The organism is Stenotrophomonas sp. NRRL B-14846, from assembly GCF_050473585.1.
GTDB lineage: Bacteria > Pseudomonadota > Gammaproteobacteria > Xanthomonadales > Xanthomonadaceae > Stenotrophomonas.
In genome coordinates this window covers 2,908,214-2,924,567 of sequence record NZ_JBFLUN010000022.1, presented here as the reverse complement: position 1 = coordinate 2,924,567, position 16,354 = coordinate 2,908,214, and the positions used below count along the sequence as shown (strand labels likewise).

Annotated in this window: 14 protein-coding genes; 9 read left to right on the top strand and 5 right to left on the bottom strand. The window is 66.9% G+C overall.

Annotation, left to right across the window (positions count from 1 at the left end; all coding sequences use genetic code 11):
* Window positions 1–15: 15 nt before the first annotated feature.
* The 3 genes from tkt to AB1281_RS15675 all read left to right on the top strand — a co-directional run bounded on the left by tkt (window position 16) and on the right by AB1281_RS15675 (window position 2,924).
* Window positions 16–2,013 (top strand): transketolase, encoded by a 1,998-nt coding sequence (gene tkt, locus AB1281_RS15685; RefSeq protein ID WP_032127859.1) that lies wholly within the window; start codon window positions 16–18, stop codon window positions 2,011–2,013.
* Window positions 2,014–2,328: 315 nt separating this feature from the next.
* The gene (locus tag AB1281_RS15680) at window positions 2,329–2,607 is read left to right on the top strand and encodes a type II toxin-antitoxin system RelE/ParE family toxin (RefSeq protein WP_430346345.1); all 279 of its coding nucleotides are present in this window, start codon (window positions 2,329–2,331) and stop codon (window positions 2,605–2,607) included.
* Between the two features lie 11 nt (window positions 2,608–2,618).
* A complete protein-coding gene (locus AB1281_RS15675; protein WP_075676379.1) occupies window positions 2,619–2,924 on the top strand; it encodes a HigA family addiction module antitoxin in 306 nt (101 codons plus the stop codon).
* An 89-nt stretch (window positions 2,925–3,013) separates the two neighbouring features.
* Here the strand turns inward: AB1281_RS15675 and AB1281_RS15670 are convergent, their stop codons facing one another.
* Both AB1281_RS15670 and AB1281_RS15665 read right to left on the bottom strand, forming a co-directional pair.
* Complete coding sequence (locus AB1281_RS15670; protein WP_430346344.1) at window positions 3,014–4,966, bottom strand: acetyl-CoA hydrolase/transferase C-terminal domain-containing protein; 1,953 nt, start codon at window positions 4,964–4,966, stop codon at window positions 3,014–3,016.
* A 34-nt stretch (window positions 4,967–5,000) separates the two neighbouring features.
* Window positions 5,001–5,558, bottom strand: a complete 558-nt coding sequence (locus AB1281_RS15665; RefSeq protein WP_430346343.1) for a flavin reductase family protein — start codon at window positions 5,556–5,558, stop codon at window positions 5,001–5,003.
* Window positions 5,559–5,678: 120 nt separating this feature from the next.
* Between AB1281_RS15665 and AB1281_RS15660 the strand changes: the two genes are divergently transcribed.
* Genes AB1281_RS15660 through AB1281_RS15650 form a run of 3 tightly spaced genes read left to right on the top strand, consistent with a single transcriptional unit; the run spans window position 5,679 to window position 7,838 of the window.
* The gene (locus tag AB1281_RS15660) at window positions 5,679–6,044 is read left to right on the top strand and encodes a BlaI/MecI/CopY family transcriptional regulator (RefSeq protein WP_012481135.1); all 366 of its coding nucleotides are present in this window, start codon (window positions 5,679–5,681) and stop codon (window positions 6,042–6,044) included.
* Window positions 6,037–7,278 carry a M56 family metallopeptidase gene (locus tag AB1281_RS15655; protein ID WP_430346342.1) on the top strand — a complete coding sequence of 414 codons (1,242 nt, stop codon included), beginning with the start codon at window positions 6,037–6,039 and terminating at the stop codon, window positions 7,276–7,278. Before AB1281_RS15660 ends, AB1281_RS15655 begins: the two co-directional genes overlap by 8 nt.
* Complete coding sequence (locus AB1281_RS15650) at window positions 7,275–7,838, top strand: hypothetical protein (RefSeq protein ID WP_430346341.1); 564 nt, start codon at window positions 7,275–7,277, stop codon at window positions 7,836–7,838. The genes AB1281_RS15655 and AB1281_RS15650 overlap by 4 nt, the downstream gene beginning before the upstream one ends.
* A 65-nt stretch (window positions 7,839–7,903) precedes the next feature.
* Here the strand turns inward: AB1281_RS15650 and AB1281_RS15645 are convergent, their stop codons facing one another.
* The 3 genes from AB1281_RS15645 to AB1281_RS15635 all read right to left on the bottom strand — a co-directional run bounded on the left by AB1281_RS15645 (window position 7,904) and on the right by AB1281_RS15635 (window position 10,728).
* Window positions 7,904–8,704 carry an MBL fold metallo-hydrolase gene (locus AB1281_RS15645; RefSeq protein WP_430346340.1) on the bottom strand — a complete coding sequence of 267 codons (801 nt, stop codon included), beginning with the start codon at window positions 8,702–8,704 and terminating at the stop codon, window positions 7,904–7,906.
* An 11-nt stretch (window positions 8,705–8,715) separates the two neighbouring features.
* Entirely contained in the window at window positions 8,716–9,534 is an 819-nt protein-coding gene (locus AB1281_RS15640; protein ID WP_430346339.1) for a S1/P1 nuclease, read from the bottom strand.
* Between the two features lie 564 nt (window positions 9,535–10,098).
* Window positions 10,099–10,728: an OmpW/AlkL family protein gene (locus AB1281_RS15635; RefSeq protein WP_014038302.1), complete on the bottom strand. Its 630-nt coding sequence runs from the start codon at window positions 10,726–10,728 to the stop codon at window positions 10,099–10,101.
* A 193-nt stretch (window positions 10,729–10,921) separates the two neighbouring features.
* Between AB1281_RS15635 and gap the strand changes: the two genes are divergently transcribed.
* The 3 genes from gap (at window position 10,922) to AB1281_RS15620 (ending at window position 16,103) form a co-directional block, all read left to right on the top strand.
* Window positions 10,922–11,926 carry a type I glyceraldehyde-3-phosphate dehydrogenase gene (gap, locus tag AB1281_RS15630; RefSeq protein ID WP_005414333.1) on the top strand — a complete coding sequence of 335 codons (1,005 nt, stop codon included), beginning with the start codon at window positions 10,922–10,924 and terminating at the stop codon, window positions 11,924–11,926.
* Between the two features lie 125 nt (window positions 11,927–12,051).
* On the top strand, window positions 12,052–14,730 hold the full coding sequence (locus tag AB1281_RS15625) for a DUF2339 domain-containing protein (protein WP_430346338.1): 2,679 nt from the start codon (window positions 12,052–12,054) through the stop codon (window positions 14,728–14,730).
* A complete protein-coding gene (locus AB1281_RS15620; RefSeq protein WP_430346337.1) occupies window positions 14,727–16,103 on the top strand; it encodes a DUF3999 domain-containing protein in 1,377 nt (458 codons plus the stop codon). Before AB1281_RS15625 ends, AB1281_RS15620 begins: the two co-directional genes overlap by 4 nt.
* Window positions 16,104–16,354: the final 251 nt, after the last annotated feature.

Below are 16,354 nucleotides of genomic sequence, written 5' to 3'. Positions count from 1 at the left end.
GATTCCGACAGAACCATGACGCAGCCTACCCGTCGCCAGTTGGCCAACGCCATCCGCTTCCTTGCCGCCGATGCGGTTGAAACCGCAAAGTCCGGCCACCCCGGCATGCCCATGGGCATGGCCGACATCGCCGAAGTCCTCTGGAACGACTACCTCCGCCATAACCCGAGCAATCCGCACTGGTTCAACCGCGACCGTTTCGTGCTGTCCAACGGCCACGGTTCGATGCTGCAGTACGCGTTGCTGCACCTGAGCGGTTACGACCTGCCGATCGAGCAGCTGAAGCTGTTCCGCCAGCTGGGCAGCCACACCGCCGGTCACCCGGAACGCCACGAGACCCCGGGCGTGGAAACCACCACCGGCCCGCTGGGCCAGGGTTTCGCCAACGCCGTGGGCTTCGCCCTGGCCGAGAAGCTGCTGGCACAGCGCTTCAACCGCCCGGAGCTGGAAGTGGTCGACCACCGCACCTGGGTGTTCATGGGCGATGGCTGCCTGATGGAAGGCGTGTCGCATGAAGCGGCCTCGCTGGCCGGTACCTGGGGCCTGCACAAGCTGGTCTGCTTCTGGGACAACAACCACATCTCCATCGACGGCAACGTCGAGGGCTGGTTCACCGACAACACTCCGGAGCGTTTCGAGGCCTACGGCTGGAACGTGGTGCGCGACGTCGATGGCCACGACCCGGAGAGCATCAAGGCCGGCATCGAGGCCGCGCTGTCGCAGAGCGACAAGCCGACCCTGATCTGCTGCCGCACCACCATTGGTTTCGGTTCGCCGAACAAGGCGGGCAAGGAATCCAGCCACGGCGCACCGCTGGGCAAGGACGAGCTGGAAGCCACCCGCAAGCAGCTGGGCTGGGAATACGGCCCGTTCGAGATCCCGCAGGCGATCTACGACGGCTGGCGCGCCAATGGCGCCGGCACCCTGCGCCAGGCCGAGTGGGAACAGCTGTTCGACAAGTACGCCAGCCAGTACCCGGCTGAAGCGTCCGAGCTGACCCGCCGTTCGCACGGCGAGCTGCCGGCCGACTTCGTTGCCAAGGCCGATGCCTACATCGCCCAGGTGGCCGCTGAAGGCCCGACGATCGCCTCGCGCAAGGCCTCGCAGCTGGCCATCGAAGCCTACGCCCCGCTGCTGCCGGAAATCGTCGGCGGCTCGGCCGACCTGGCGCACTCCAACCTGACCCTGTGGAAGGGCAGCAAGTCGGTTGCCAGCGACGACGCCAACGCCAACTACGTGTACTACGGCGTGCGCGAGTTCGGCATGACCGCGATCGCCAATGGCCTGGCCCTGCACGGTGGTTTCATTCCGTTCGACGCCACCTTCCTGGTGTTCAGCGACTACGCCCGCAATGGCGTGCGCATGAGCGCGCTGATCCCGGCCCACGCCATCCACGTCTACACCCACGACTCGATCGGCCTGGGCGAAGACGGCCCGACCCACCAGCCGGTGGAGCACCTGGCCTCGCTGCGCTACATCCCGAACAACGACGTGTGGCGTCCGTGCGATGCGGTCGAGTCGGCGGTGAGCTGGAAGGCCGCGATTACCCGCCAGGACGGCCCGAGCTGCCTGGTGTTCAGCCGCCAGAACCTGCCGCACCAGCCGCGCAACGCCGAGCAGATCGCCCAGATCGAGCGCGGTGGCTACGTGCTGGCCGATGCCGCCGGTACCCCGGACGTGATCCTGATCGCCACCGGTTCGGAAGTTTCGCTGGCCACCGAGGCCAAGGCCCAGCTGGACGCGGCCGGCCTCAAGACCCGCGTGGTCTCGATGCCGTCCACCGACGTGTTCCTGCGCCAGGATGCGGCCTACCGTGAATCGGTGCTGCCGAACGCCGTGCGCAAGCGCGTGGCCGTGGAAGCCGGCGTCACCGGTTTCTGGCGCCAGTTCGTCGGCCTGGACGGTGCGGTGATCGGTATCGACACCTTCGGTGCCTCGGCCCCGGCCGACCAGCTGTACAAGCACTTCGGCATCACCACCGCCCACGTGGTAGAAGCCGCCAAGGCGCTGTAAGCAGCCTCTCGGCGCAACAAAGGAAAGGCCGGCGCAAGCCGGCCTTTCTCGTTCTCCAGAGTAGAGAAAAAGGGGACGGAGGGGATTAAGTCGTTTGTGCACATGCGACTTAATCCCCTCCGTCCCCTTTTCCTTTGCCCGGAATGTTCCACCCGGCGGCACCAGTGTCGCGTTGGCCTCTTCATCTGACCTGCATTCCTTGCGAAAAGGAGGACCTGCCGAGGCACCCTCAGAAGTGGTCATGGACAAGAAGATCGGGGCAGAAACCCATGGTGGATTTGCGAGGTGTAAGGTGATGCCTTACACTGGAGCCGCATGATCGTCAGCTTCAGGCATAAGGGCCTGAAGGCGCTCTATGAGCGGAGCGACATGTCCGGAGTCCGTGCCGATCATGTGGCCCGGTTGCGGCGTTTGCTTCTGCAGCTGGATCAGGCTCGCGTGCCTGGGGACATGGGGCTGCCCGGAAATCGCCTGCACCCGCTGCGCGGGAGCTATAGCGGCTACTGGGCTGTGAGTGTCTCGGCGAGTTGGCGACTGGTGTTCCGCTTTCGTGGGCTCGACGTCGAATTGGTCAATTACCTTGATTACCACTAGGAGTCTGCCCGATGCCGTTGCATGATCCGCCGCATCCCGGGGAATCGCTGCGCGAAGACATCCTGCCAGCAATCCGTATGTCGATCAGTGCGCTGGCGCAGCATCTTGGCTACTCGCGCGGACAGTTGTCGACGATCATCAACGGGCACGCCGGCATCTCTGCGGAACTCGCATTCCGTCTTGAGCTTGCAGGTCTGGGCAATGCCCGCATGTGGCTGGCGATGCAGGCGGCATACGACCTGTGGCAGGTCGAGCATCGATCGCATCCACCGATTGCCCGTCTGTATCTTGAGGATGCAGTGAGGATAGAGCGGTAGATCCACGCCATGCGTGGATGAGAAAAAGGGGACGGAGGGGATTAAGTCGTTTGTACACATGCGACTTAATCCCCTCCGTCCCCTTTTTCTCAGGCGGTGCGTGCCAGTGCGAGGCGCAGCAGTCGCGCGTCCAGGCGCTCTGCGAAATCCTTCGGCGCCTGCAGGCCCATGCGCTGCAGGTACACCGCATCGCCGTCGCCGGCAGGTTGGCGCAGCGCCGCCCAGACCGTACGCAGCTTGTCGCCGCGGGTCTGCGTGTTGGCCTTCAGCCAACCCAGCGCCTTCACCAGCACCTGCTCGATCTCGTTGAAATCGCTGCCCAGTGGATAGTCGGGCAGGCTGCCATCGGCGCGGAATGGGGCCAGTGCCGTCGCCAGTGCCTGCGGCGTGTTGCGCTGCTGGCGCTGCGGATCCGGTTGCGTGGCCGCGAGCAGCTTGCGCGAGGCGTGTGCCTGCTGCAGCAGGCCGCCCTGGAACGGGGCCTCGGTGATCGCGGTCATTGCATGCACGCAGTCCTCGTCGGTCAGGCCGCGCAGATCGGCGATGCCGTATTCGTTGAGGTAGATGTCGCGCAGGTGACGCGGAATAGTGGTGTGGCCGTAGTTCCAGCGCACATTGGATTCACGCTGGCCCTTGTCATCGCGCGCGGCGCGGAACATCAGCACACTGCGGGCTTCCGGCAGCGCATGCGCCATCGCCACGAAGTTGTACTGGCCGCCCACACCGGATACCACGCGTCCATCGTCCAGCGCGTCCGACACCGCCGCGCCCAGCGCGGTGGCCATCATGCAGGAGTTGAAGAAGCGCGCGTGCCGGCGCTGCAGGCGCTCCAGCGTCTCGTTGCCGCCGTACAGCTGGTTGATCTCGCTGATCCGGCGCATGCCGATCGCGCGACACTCGTCCTCCGGCAACGTGCGCAGCCACTCGTAGAACTCGGGTGAGCCCAGGTAGAACGCGCCGTGCAGGTACTCGCCTTCGGCGGCGAGGGTGGCATGGTCGATGGACAGCGTGCTGCCATTCTCGATGCGCTGCATCAGCGCCAGGTCGTCGTGCACCTTGCGCTTGATCACCCCGGTCTGCACCAGCCTGCGGAAGCCCTCGTTGAGCATCTCGCTGCAGCCGTACAGGCCCACTTCGAACGGGTCCACGCCGCCGATTTCCTGCACCAGCGGGTGATTGGCCAGCTGCGGATCCAGCGCGTGCAGCACGCGGCGGTAGCGTGCGTTGTCGGTGTGGCGCAGCACCAGCGCATGGCTGAGCGCGTCGGCCAGCGTGCCGATGCCGATCTGCAGAGTGCCGCCGTCGCGCACCAGCGTGCTGGCGTACAGGCCGATGGCGTAGTCGGCGTCGCCGACCGGCTGCCGCGGCAGCCCGAACAGCGCCGGATACGGCGGCGGCGGGGTAATCACCAGATCGAAGAACGACACATCGACCGTGGCCGAGCCCCCCATGTAAGGCAGCTGCGGATCGATTTCGGCGATCAGCAGCGGGCGCGGCAGACCACGTGCGGTCATTGCATCCAGCGTGTCCTGGGTGATGTCGTTGTTGCACGACAGCGAAAGTCGACGGTCATCCGGCCGCATCGCCACTTTCTGCACGATCACCTGCGGCGCGCGCTGCGCCACCGCATCGGCGGCGTGGGTGTAGTTCAGGCTGGTATAGCTGGACTGCGCCTGCCGCGAACCGAGCAGGGCGCCGGACTGCATGTAGAACTCTTCCACCTGCACATGCGCTGGCAGCGCGTCGCGCGCGATCGCATCGGCATAGGCCAGGCGCGGGAAATCGTCGCCGAAGTGACGCTGCGCGAACGGGGCCATGAAGCGTGCTTCCAGGCCGTTGCCGCGCGCCTTCGGTGGATTCAGTGACAACGCGGTATACAGCTGCAGCGGCCGCGAAGGGTCGTGCTCGACACGTGCGTAGAGGGCATTGAGCAACCGATGCGGCTTGCCCAGTGCCAGCGGTGCCCCGATCCGCAGCGGCCCGTCCACGCGCGCAAACAACCAGTCGACGGCGGCGTCCAGGTCGGTGAGGTGTTCGGTCATGCGCGGCGGTCCTGCGTCTGGGGGAGTGCGGGCATTACAGCATGTCGGGCTTGAACCGCCGTCGACGCGAGACTTCCGCGCCGGACACCATGAACTGCCCATCGCCGCGGTAATGCATCGTGCGCGGCAGTTTCGGCCGGGGCGCAACATGGGCGCGCACGATTTCCCATATGAACAGGTTGCTCGACGCCACCTGGCTGTCGTCGTACAGGCGGCATTCGAAGCACGAATGGCATTGCCCGACCAGCGGCGCGCCGACCTCATGCGCAGGCAGTGCGTCGAGCCCGAAGCGCGCGAACTTGTCGACCTCGCGGCCGCTGCAGTTGCCGATGTCCACCACGGCATCGAGCAGCTCCACGCCGGGCACGTTGATCACGCACTCGCGGCTGCCACGCGCCAGCGCATGGCTGTGGTTCTCGTGCCACAGGTAGGTGGCGACCAGTGAAGGCGAGAAGCCCATCACCATGTGCCAGCCCATCGTCATCAGGTTGCGCTGGCCGCGCCAGGCCGTGCTGACCAGCACGATCGGGCCGGGTTCGAGGAAGCGGCGGACCTGCTCGACCGGGAAATCCTTCTTGGGCAGCGCTTTCATCCGGGGCCGGGGGGGCGGGAGGAACCGATGCTGGCGCAGCCGGGATGAACCTGGAGTCGAGGGGCTTGACAGGGAGTCTGATTACGCGCGTAATCGAATCGTCGATTACGGATGTAAACCATGACCCCGATCAGCGAAGCCGAAGCCGTTGTGATGGAGGTGCTGTGGCAGCAGGCACCGCGTAGCGCCGACGAGGTGGTGGCCGCACTGGCCCACCGCGACTGGGCCGAGCCGACCATCAAGACCCTGCTCAACCGTCTGCTGACCAAGGGCGCGATCGCCGCCGAACGTGATGGCCGGCGCTATCTGTACCGGCCGCTGCTGCAGCGACAGGCGTGGGTGGAGGCGCAGAGCCAGGACTTCATCGGCCGTGTCTTCGAAGGACGCGTCGCGCCGCTGGTCGCGCACTTCAGCGAACGGGGCCAGTTGAGTGCGCAGGACATCGCCGAACTGAAGAAGCTGATCCAGGAGCTGGACCATGACTGAGCTGCTCGACGGACTGTGGCGGGCCAGCCTGTGGCTGGCGGTGGGCGTGGTCCTGCTGGCGGTGCTGCGACCGCTGCTGGTGCGGTTGGGGGGCGCTGGGCTGGCCTACCGCAGCTGGTGGCTGCTGCCGCTGCTGCTGGTGGCCCTGCTATTGCCGCTGCCACAGGTTGCGCTGTTGCAGCATGTGCCGACGTTGCCGTTGAAAGTGGTGCCGGGGGCCACTGACGATGTGGCTGCACGGTCGTTGCCTGGGGCGTGGCTGTTGCTGATGGCCTGGGTGCTGGGCGTGGGCATCTGCCTGCTGCGCGACCTGCGCGCGCAGCGTCGCTTTGAACGCTGCATGGGGCCACTGAAGCCGCGCGTCGATGGCAGTTGGCAGGCCAGTGGCGATCCCGGCTTGCCCGCACTGGTTGGTCTGTGGCGCCCCCGCATCGTGGTTGGCCCCGACTTCGACCAGCAGTTCACCGCACAGGAACAGAGCCTGATCCTGCAGCACGAGCGCAGCCATCGTCGTCATGGCGATCACTGGGCCAACGGTGCGCTGCTGCTGGTGCGCGCGGTGTTCTGGTTCCACCCGCTTCTGCCGTGGGCATCGGGCCGCTTCCTGCGCGACCAGGAACTGGCCTGCGACGCCCGCACCATGGCCCCGCAGCCGGCGCTGCGCGGCCTCTACGCCAGCACGCTGCTGAAGGCGCAGCTGGTCCACCCGGTTGCGCCCGCAGTCTGCCATTGGCGCAGCCAACCCGTGTTGAAGGAGCGTATCGCCATGTTGAAGCAGTCCAAGCGGAAGGCATTGCCGTGGGTGTCCGGGCAGGTGCTGGTGGTCGGGTTGTGCCTGGGCATGGGGGCGGTGGCGTGGGCCAGCCAGGGCGGCGCGGCCGGGAGCCCGAGGATCGGTGTCGAGCCGTTCGAGCACGCTGAAGAAGATGCGGCCAAGGCAGGGCTGGACCGTCCGATCCAGGTCGACAAGATGCCACCGCCGTCCTACCCGAAGTCTGCGATCGAGCAGCGCCAGGTGGGCGTGGTGAACCTGCGCGTGGAGGTGGATGCGCAGGGGCGTCCCGCCGATGTCCAGGTGCTCAGCGCTACCAATCCCGGCGTGTTCGATGCGGTGTCGGTGGCGGCTGCGCGCAGCTGGACCTATCGTCCGGCAATGAAGAACGGCAAGCCGGTGGCTGCTGCCGTACGTATTCCAATCACCTTTGCCATGGACGACACCGAGGACGCGAAGTGAAGTGCGCGCCGCTGTGGATGACGGCGGCGCTGTTGGCCGGATGTGCCAGCCAGGAGCGGCTGACCACGGTGGATACCCGCAGCGAGAATGTCGGTCACCAGCGCCTGCGGCCGCAGACCGGCGACGGCGATGGACAGGTGCAGGCGTACTCGCTGGGCGCGAGCGAGGGCTACCGGATGCCGCAGCTTTACGCGGCACCGGACCCGGAGGTCGGTGATCGTGATCCGCGCGCGGAACTGGCGCCGACTACGATCTGCCTGCAGGTGGTGGTGGATGCGCAGGGCAGCGTCGAACGCAGCATGCCGCTGACCGATCGCCAGGACTGTGCCGCAGGGGCTGCACGCGAGAATGCGCCCCTGCTGCAGGCTGCGCAGGACGCCGTGGCGATGTGGAAGTACTCGTCCGCAGCGGTCTGCCACTTCGAGGCTGGCAAGGTGCCTGCCGACCGCGGTGACTGTCGCGGCGCCGAACGGGTCGAGCCGGTGGCGGTCACCCTGCAGTACGCCTTTACCTTCGAGATCGTGAAGGGCCGGCATGTAGTGCGGACGCAGGGAAAATGAACGTCCGTGGTCCGTGATGGAAACCGATAGCGCCGGGCTTTGCCCGGCGAGCGCAGCCGCGTGCTTCAGGCCCCGCCCTGGATGTTGGCCTTCACCGCCGGTTGCATCAGCTTGGGTTCTTCCAACGTGGCATCGCGTGCCTGGCGCACGCTGACGAACTCCGCCTCGGCCACGCCGTCATGCACGTGGATGTTGTGCGTGCGCTGTTCACCGATGGTGGTTTCGTTGGCGAAATCACGGCCGCCCGGGCCGTAGTCGTGGCAGACGAACACGCGGGTGGCATCGGGCAGCGCCAGCAGGCGCTGGATCGAGCGGTACAGCTGTGCGGCATCACCGCCGGGGAAGTCGCAGCGGGCGGTGCCGCCGTCGGGCATGAACAGCGAGTCGCCGGTGAACAGCGCATCGCCGATCAGGTAGGCGATGCTGTCGCTGGTGTGGCCGGGCACGGCGATCACCTGGCCATGCAGTTCGCCAATGGCAAAGGTCTCGCCATCGCTGAACAGGTGGTCGAAGATCTCATCCGCACCTGGAAGCTGCAGGCCATAGCGTGGCGCGAAGGTCGCCTGCACCGCGCGGATGCCTTCACCGATGGCCAGCGTGGCCTGCGGAAAGCGCTGCTTGAGCCGGCGCCCGGCCGACACATGGTCGGCGTGGGCATGCGTCTCCAGCAGCCAGCGCAGCTGCAGGCCCTGTTGTTCGATGGCCTGCAACGCCGCGCGCAGCGGTGATTCGCTGCTGGCGTCGGTGTCCGGGTCGTAGTCCAGGACCGGGTCGATCAGCGCCGCCTCGCCGCTGGCCGGGTCGCTGACCAAGTAGCTGAAGGTATTGCTGTCACAGTGGAAGAACGACTGCACCTGGACCGGCATCGGAACCCTCCTCAGCGCGTGCCGAGCACGCGGTTCAGCAACTGCGCCAGGTTTTCACCGGCCAGTCGCAGCTGCGCTTCGGCCAGCGGCCGGTAGCGCTCGGTGTATTCGTCACCGATTTTATGCGAGGCCGGATAAACGCCAGCTTGCATGGAGATGCGGCAGCTGGCTTCGGCCCACGTCTGCGGGTCGCGCTGCGGGTTGGACTGGCGCGCCAGCTTCGGTGCGCGCTGGCTCTGCAGCAGCGGCAGGTAGCCGGCATCGTCCAGCTTGCGGGTGTTGAGCATGCCGCTGTCCCACAGTGAATGCAGGTTGGTACCACGGTTGCCGAACTGCAGCTGGAAATCGTTGCCGCCCTTGTCGTGGGCGTAACCGGCATGCATCGGCTGGTGGATGTCGCCGACCAGATGCACGACGAACTTCAGTGCCTGCAGGCGCTCGCCGTCGGTCAGGCTGCGGTCGCCGAGGATGGCGCTCTGTGCCTTCAGCGCCTCGACGATGCAGTTGCCGTTCTTGCAGTGCTTCGGTGCTTCGTAATGGCAGTTGTCTTCGGCGATGTTGACGTAGTGCCAGCCGGCCGAACGACGGCCCAGGCCCGGGTCCTTGGCGCGCAGCTGGTCGGCCCACGGCGCGATGCTGGCGAGGGTGGCGTCCGGTTCGGTGGCCAGCAGGCGGTCCACTTCGGCGCGGGCGGTGGGGTTGAGGCGGGCGTCGGCGACTTCGGCAACAAGGCGGTGGCCTTGCGCGCCCCAGGCATGAGCGGGGGCGGAGACGGACAGCAGGGCCGGCGCCAGGGCGGCGGCGAGGAAGAGGGAGTGCAGGGCTTTCATGCGCACATTCTAGCGGGGTAGGTGGATTGAAGAGCGGCGCGTTCCTGTTCCGAAGTGGGAGCGCAGCGGGAGGGGCAGCGGGACACGCCGTAAACCCATCCATGGGGGCTCGATGGCGCCATCCATGGCGCCAACGGTCCCACCGCCCCTCCCGCTGCGCTCCCCTCCAGACAGTGCCGCGGAGGCGGATGCAAAGGTCAAAGGCAACATCAGAATCAAATGCAGGATCAAAACCTGCCTCCTGCAATTGCAGGCAACCACTACGCCTCGGATGCACAGGTTCTGCTTCTGCTCTTGCCTTTGCTTGAGCTGGCACGCGCGCGCAGATCGGAGGGGTGGAGAGGGTGAGGTGATCGGGACCGTTCGCCGCATGGATGCGGCGATCGAGCCTACAGGGACGTATTTACGGCGTGTCCCGATCACCTCACCCTCTCCGCCCAGTTCCAGAAGCCGGTGCCTTTCGCACAAACAAAAAAAGCCCCGGCAATCACCGGGGCAACATGCTGCGAGGGTTTTGCATGTAACGGGGGAGCGGGGGCGAAGCCCCTGCGCTCAACACACCGCTTAGAACTTGAAGACGTAGGACGCGCCGTAGACCAGCGGATCGATGTTGACCGTGCCGATCTTCTCGCCGTTCAACTTCACCTTGCTGTCGATGTCGATCCAGCGCATGTCCACGCGCAGCGCGCCCTTTTCGCCGATCGCGAAGTCCACGCCGGCGTGTGCGGCCAGGCCCCACGAATCCTGCAGCTTCAGCTTGCTGCCAGCCAGCGCACCGGTGGTGTCTTCGCTGAAGAAGGTGGTGTAGTTCACGCCCGCGCCGACGAACGGCGACACCTTGCCCTTGCTGTTGAAGTGGTACTGCAGGGTCACCACCGGCGGCAGCTGCTTGGTGCTGCCCACGCGGCCCAGGCCGTTGATGTTGATGTCGTGCTTGAACGGCAGCGCGGCCAGCACTTCGATGCCCAGGTTGTCGGCGATGAAGTACTCACCGGTGATGGTCGGCTTGACGTCATTGTCGACGTCGACCTTCAGGGTGCCGCCGGCCAGCCAGCCGTTGTTCGACTTCGGCGCCACCTGGTGCACGCCGGCCGAGATGGTCCAGTCGCCCTTGGACTGGGCCATGGCCGGGGCGGCGGCGAGCGACAGGGCGGCGGCCAGGCTGGCCACGATCAGGGGGGAGCTCTTGCGCATGGGGGTGTTCTCGTTGCTGGGTGGATGGGGCCAGTGTCGGCCTCACGCCGCGCTAACGCTTTGATCCGGATCAAATCCTGTCCGCCGGCCTGCTGCCGGCCCCGGCCGGCCCACGGTGGCCAGCCCCGGTTTGCTAGACTTGTGGGCCCTATCCATCCCGCCGCACCTGTCGCGGCCGCAGGAGCTTGAGAACATGGCAATCAAGGTTGGTATCAACGGTTTCGGTCGCATCGGGCGTAACGTCCTGCGCTCGGCGGTGCTGAACTTCGGCGACGACATCGAAATCGTGGCCATCAACGATCTGCTGGAGCCGGACTATCTGGCGTACATGCTCAAGTACGACTCCGTGCACGGCCGCTTCAAGGCCGACGTGGCGGTGCAGGGCAACGACCTGCTGGTCAACGGCAAGAAGATCCGCCTGACCCAGGAACGCGACCCGGCCAACCTGAAGTGGGACGAAGTCGGCGCCGACGTGGTGCTGGAAGCCACCGGCCTGTTCCTGACCAAGGAAACCGCGCAGAAGCACATCGATGCCGGTGCCAAGAAGGTCATCATGTCGGCCCCGTCGAAGGACGACACGCCGATGTTCGTGTACGGCGTGAACGACAAGACCTACGCCGGCCAGGCGATCATCTCCAACGCCTCGTGCACCACCAACTGCCTGGCCCCGCTGGCCAAGGTCATCAACGACAAGTGGGGCATCAAGCGCGGCCTGATGACCACCGTGCACGCGGCCACTGCCACCCAGAAGACCGTCGATGGCCCGTCCAACAAGGACTGGCGCGGCGGCCGTGGCATCCTGGAAAACATCATTCCCTCGTCCACCGGTGCGGCCAAGGCCGTCGGCGTGGTCATCCCGGAACTGAACAAGAAGCTGACCGGCATGAGCTTCCGCGTCCCGACCTCGGACGTGTCGGTGGTCGACCTGACCGTCGAGCTGGAAAAGGAAGCCACCTACGCCGAGATCTGCGCTGAAGTGAAGGCACAGAGCGAAGGCCCGCTGAAGGGCATCCTGGGCTACACCGAAGACAAGGTCGTGGCCACCGATTTCCGCGGCGAAACCTGCACCTCGGTGTTCGACGCCGATGCCGGCATCGCCCTCGACGGCACCTTCGTCAAGCTTGTGACCTGGTACGACAACGAGTGGGGCTACTCGAACAAGTGCCTGGAAATGGCCAAGGTCATCGCCGCCAAGTAAGGCCGGCGCAGATCGCAGACGGACCCCGGCCTGGCCGGGGTTCGTCGTTTATGGAGGCCACCCTGTCGTAGCATGGGGCGGTCGACCGCTGCCGCTGGGGCGCGGGAACGCAATGGAAGCACGCAATGGAAGCACTGATCGCCCTGGTCGTACTGGTCCTGTTGGCCATCCCGCTGCTGCTGGTGGTGGCGCTGGTGATGATCGCCGGCCTGCGCCGCCGCGTCGCTGCGCTGGAAAGCGCCATGGCCGCCGCGCCTGCCACCGCCAGGCCGGCCGCTACCGCGCCCGCGCCTGAACGGCCTGTGGCCACGCCTGCGGCCGGCGCCGATCCACCGTTCCTGCGGCCGGTCGCTGCTGCTGCGCCGCAACCCCCGCAGCCACCGGTGCGCGAAGCAGCGCCGACCGAGGCGCCTGTTCCCCGACCTGCTGCGCCACCGCCGGTACCACCCGTTCCGGTGCAGCCGCCGCTGCCTTCCGAACCGGCACTGCCCAACGTCATCGAGCGCGGTATCGGTGCGGCCAAGCGCTGGTTCACCGAAGGCAACGTGCCGGTCAAGATCGGCATGCTGGTGCTGCTGGCCGGTGTCGCGGCACTGCTGAAGTACGTCAGCGACCAGGGCTGGCTGGTGTTGCCGATCGAGCTGCGCCTGGCCGGCATCACCGTGGGTGCGCTGGGCCTGCTGGCCTTCGGCTGGCACCAGCGCGAGCGCCGGCGCCTGTTCGCGCTGGCGTTGCAGGGCGGTGCCATCGGCGTGCTGCTGCTGACCATCTTCGCGGCCTTCAAGCGCTTCGACCTGATTCCCCCGGGCTTTGCCTTCGTCAGCTCCATTGCACTGGTGGCCGGGCTGTGCGTGCTGGCGGTGGTGCAGAACTCGCGCACGCTGGCCGTGCTGGGCATCCTGGCCGGCTTCATGGCACCGCTGTGGCTGTCCACCGGCAGTGGCAACCACGTGGGGCTGTTCAGCTATTACGCCGTACTCAATGCGGGCATCTTCGCCATTGCCTGGTTCCGCCCATGGCGCGCGCTGAACCTGCTGGGCTTCGCCTTCACCTTCGGCATCGGCACCTTCTGGGGCGTGCTGCAGTACGCACCGGACAAGTTCAGCAGCACCGAGCCGTTCCTGGTGCTGTTCTTCGTGTTCTACCTGTTGATTCCGCTGCTGTATGCGCGCCGCCAGCCGGCCGGTCGACGCGACCTGATCGATGGCAGCCTGGTGTTCGGCACGCCGCTGGTCGCGTTCTCGCTGCAGGCGGGCATGCTGCACGAGCAGCCGATGACGCTGGCACTGTGCGCGCTGGGCCTGGCCGCGATCTACGCGGTGCTGGCGCGTGCGCTGATCGCGCGTGCTTCGTACACCATGCTGGCGCAGTCGCATGCCGTGCTTGCGGTGGGCTTCGCCACGCTGGCGGTGCCGCTGGCACTGTCGGCGCGCGCCACCGGTGCGGTGTTCGCGTTGGAAGGTGCCGGCCTGGCCTGGCTGGGCCTGCGCCAGAAGCGCTGGCTGCCGCAGGTATCCGGCGCGTTGCTGCAGATCGGCGCCGCATTCGCCTTCGTTGCCGGTGGCGATCACTGGCACGAAGACCTGCGCTTCCTGATCAACCCGACCGCCATTGGCGCGTTGTTGCTGGCCCTGGCCGGCTTCGCGTCGGCGTGGAGCTACCAGCGCAGGCCGCGTCATGAGGTCGCACTGGTGTATTACCTGTGGGGCCTGCTGTGGTGGCTGGGCGGCCTGGTCCATGAGATCACCCGCTTCTTCCCCTACCGCACCGAAGTGGACGCGTTGCTGGTGCTGGCTGCGGTCACTGCCTGGCTGGCCGCCGAAGTGCAGCGTCGCCAGCCGGCGCGTGCGCTGGGCGTGACCGCACTGGCCATGCTCGCGCTGGGCTTCCCGCTGGCGCTGATGCAGAGCGATGCGCACCACCAGCCGTTCGCCGGCTACGGCGCGCTGGCCTGGGCGGTGTTCGCGGTGCTGGGCGTGCGTACCCTGCTGTGCCTGCGCCAGGGCGGCGACACCGTGGCCCGCATCGCGCAGTTCCTGTGGTGGCTGCTGTGGCCGTCGCTGCTTTCGCTGCTGGCCCTGTGGGGCGGTGGCGAAGCCGATCTGGCGCAGGGCTGGACGACCCTGCTGGTGACCTTGCCGTGGCTGCTGATGGCGGCGCTGTCGCTGTGGCGCTGGAACGCGCTGCGCTGGCCGCTGGGGCAGGCCTTCGACAGCGCGCGCGTGCCGCTGCAATGCGTGCTGTTCGGCCTGTTGTCGATCGGTTGGCTGTTCGGCCAGCTGCTGCCGGGCGACGCCGCGCCGCTGATGTGGCTGCCGGTGCTGAATCCGGCCGAGATCGGCCAGTGGTTGAGCCTGCTTCTGCTGGCGCGCTGGTTGTATGGCGATCAGCGACCGCAGGCGCCGCAGGCATTGCTGAACATCCGCATGCCGCTGCTGGCACTGGCGGCCTTCGTCGCACTGACCAGCCTGGTGCTGCATGGCGTGCACCAGTGGGGTGGCCTGACGTGGAACGCGTCGATGATGCGCTTCAGCCTGGCGCAGACCAGCCTGACCGTGTTGTGGAGCGTGCTGGGCGTGATTGCCTGGGTGTGGGGTTCGCGTCGTGGCCAGCGTGTGTTGTGGATGGTCGGTGCCGTGCTGATGGGCGTGGTGCTGGCCAAGCTGGTTGTCGTCGATCGCCAGCACCTGGGCAATCTGCTTGGCATCGCATCGTTCATCGCCTACGGCCTGCTGTGCACGGTCGTGGGTTATCTGGCACCGGCACCGCCGAGCGCGGCGCCGTCCGTGGAGGAAAAACAATGAGGAAGTGGAGCAGGGCGCTGCTGCCGGCGATATTCGGCATGCTGGCCGCCGTCGTGGTGCAGGCGGCCGATTACCGCACGCAATATGCTGAGCAATGGCCGCTGACGTTGTCCAGTGCGCAGTCCGGTGCCTATCGCATCGTGCTGGAGCCGGCGATCTACCGCCGTGCCGTGAGCCCCGACCTCAGCGATCTGCAGGTGTTCAACGCGGCCAGCCAGTTGCTGCCGTCGGCGCTGCTGGCACCGGACCAGCCGCTGGCGCAACCGCCGGTGCAGCGTGAACTGCCGTGGTTCGCGTTGCCGCCGCTGGCCGATGCACAGCGCAACGACCTGCAGCTGCTGACCGAGCGCGATACCGATGGACGCGTGCGCCGGGTCGAAGCACGGGTGAGTGGTGGGGCGGTGGTGAACGGGCAGGGCGGTTGGCTGATCGACGCCAGCATGCTCGACCAGCAGCCGTTGGCAGCGCTGGTGCTGGACTGGGCCGACAGCGGCCAGCCACTGCAGGCACAGGTGCAGCTGGACGCCAGCGACGACCTGCAGCACTGGCGCTCGATTGGCAGCGATGTGCCCCTGGTGGATCTGCAGCGCGCCGGCAAGCGCCTGCTGCAGCGCCGCCTGCAGGTGGACGGCGCCGCACGCTACCTGCGCATCCTGGCGCAGGGCGATTCGCGCCTGCCGACCCTGCGCGGCGTACTGGCGGAATTGCCGCCAGCGCCGGCGACGCTGCCGTGGGAATGGCTGTCGCTGGAGCCGACGTCGAAGGGCAAGGGCGAGTACACCTTCGAGATGGATGGCCGGTTCCCGGTGGCGCGCGCCGATGTGGCCAGCACCGACAACAGCCTGGTGCAATGGACGCTGTTCAGTCGCGATGATGAGAGTGCGGAGTGGCAGCGCCGCAGTGCGCCGTGGATCGCCTACCAGGTGCAACAGGGCACGCAGGGCCAGCGCCAGCAGTCGGCGGCGCAGCCGCTGGGCGGCGTGCACCGCGACCGCTACTGGAAGCTGGTGGCGAATCCGGCGGAAACCGCCACCGCGCCGATGCTGCGCCTGGGCTACCAGCCGGAAGTACTGGTGTTCCTGAGCCAGGGGGCAGCGCCCTACGCACTGGCGGTGGGCAGCGCGACCGCGCGCCGCACGGACGCGCCGATCGGGGTGCTGATCGAAGAGCTGCGGCAGCGCAATGATCCATCGTGGCAGCCGACGCTGGCGCGACTGGAAGGCAGCCCGGAACCGCTGGCGGGCGATGCGGCGCTGAAGCCGCAGCACGATTGGAAGGCGTGGTTGCTGTGGGCGCTGCTGGGGCTGGGCGTGCTGGTGGTGGGTGGGCTGGCGCTCAGCCTGCTTCGGCAGAAGCCTGCGCCTTCGGAATAGGTTCCAGCGAACGGCGCAGCCCCTCGTGGGTGGGGTTGGGCGTGCAAAGCAAAAGCCGCGCTTGGCCGGGCGGGTGGGCTGGGCAGGGGACGCCGTGAATCCGTCCCTGGAGGCTTAGCCGCGCCATCCATGGCGCGGATACCCCTGCCCAGCCCACCCGCCCGGCCTCTGACAATTTCCGGTTGCTTCCACCCACGGAAGAGAAAAAAGAAGAGCAAAAGCAAAAACAGCTTGGCTGCGCGCTTCTTGTA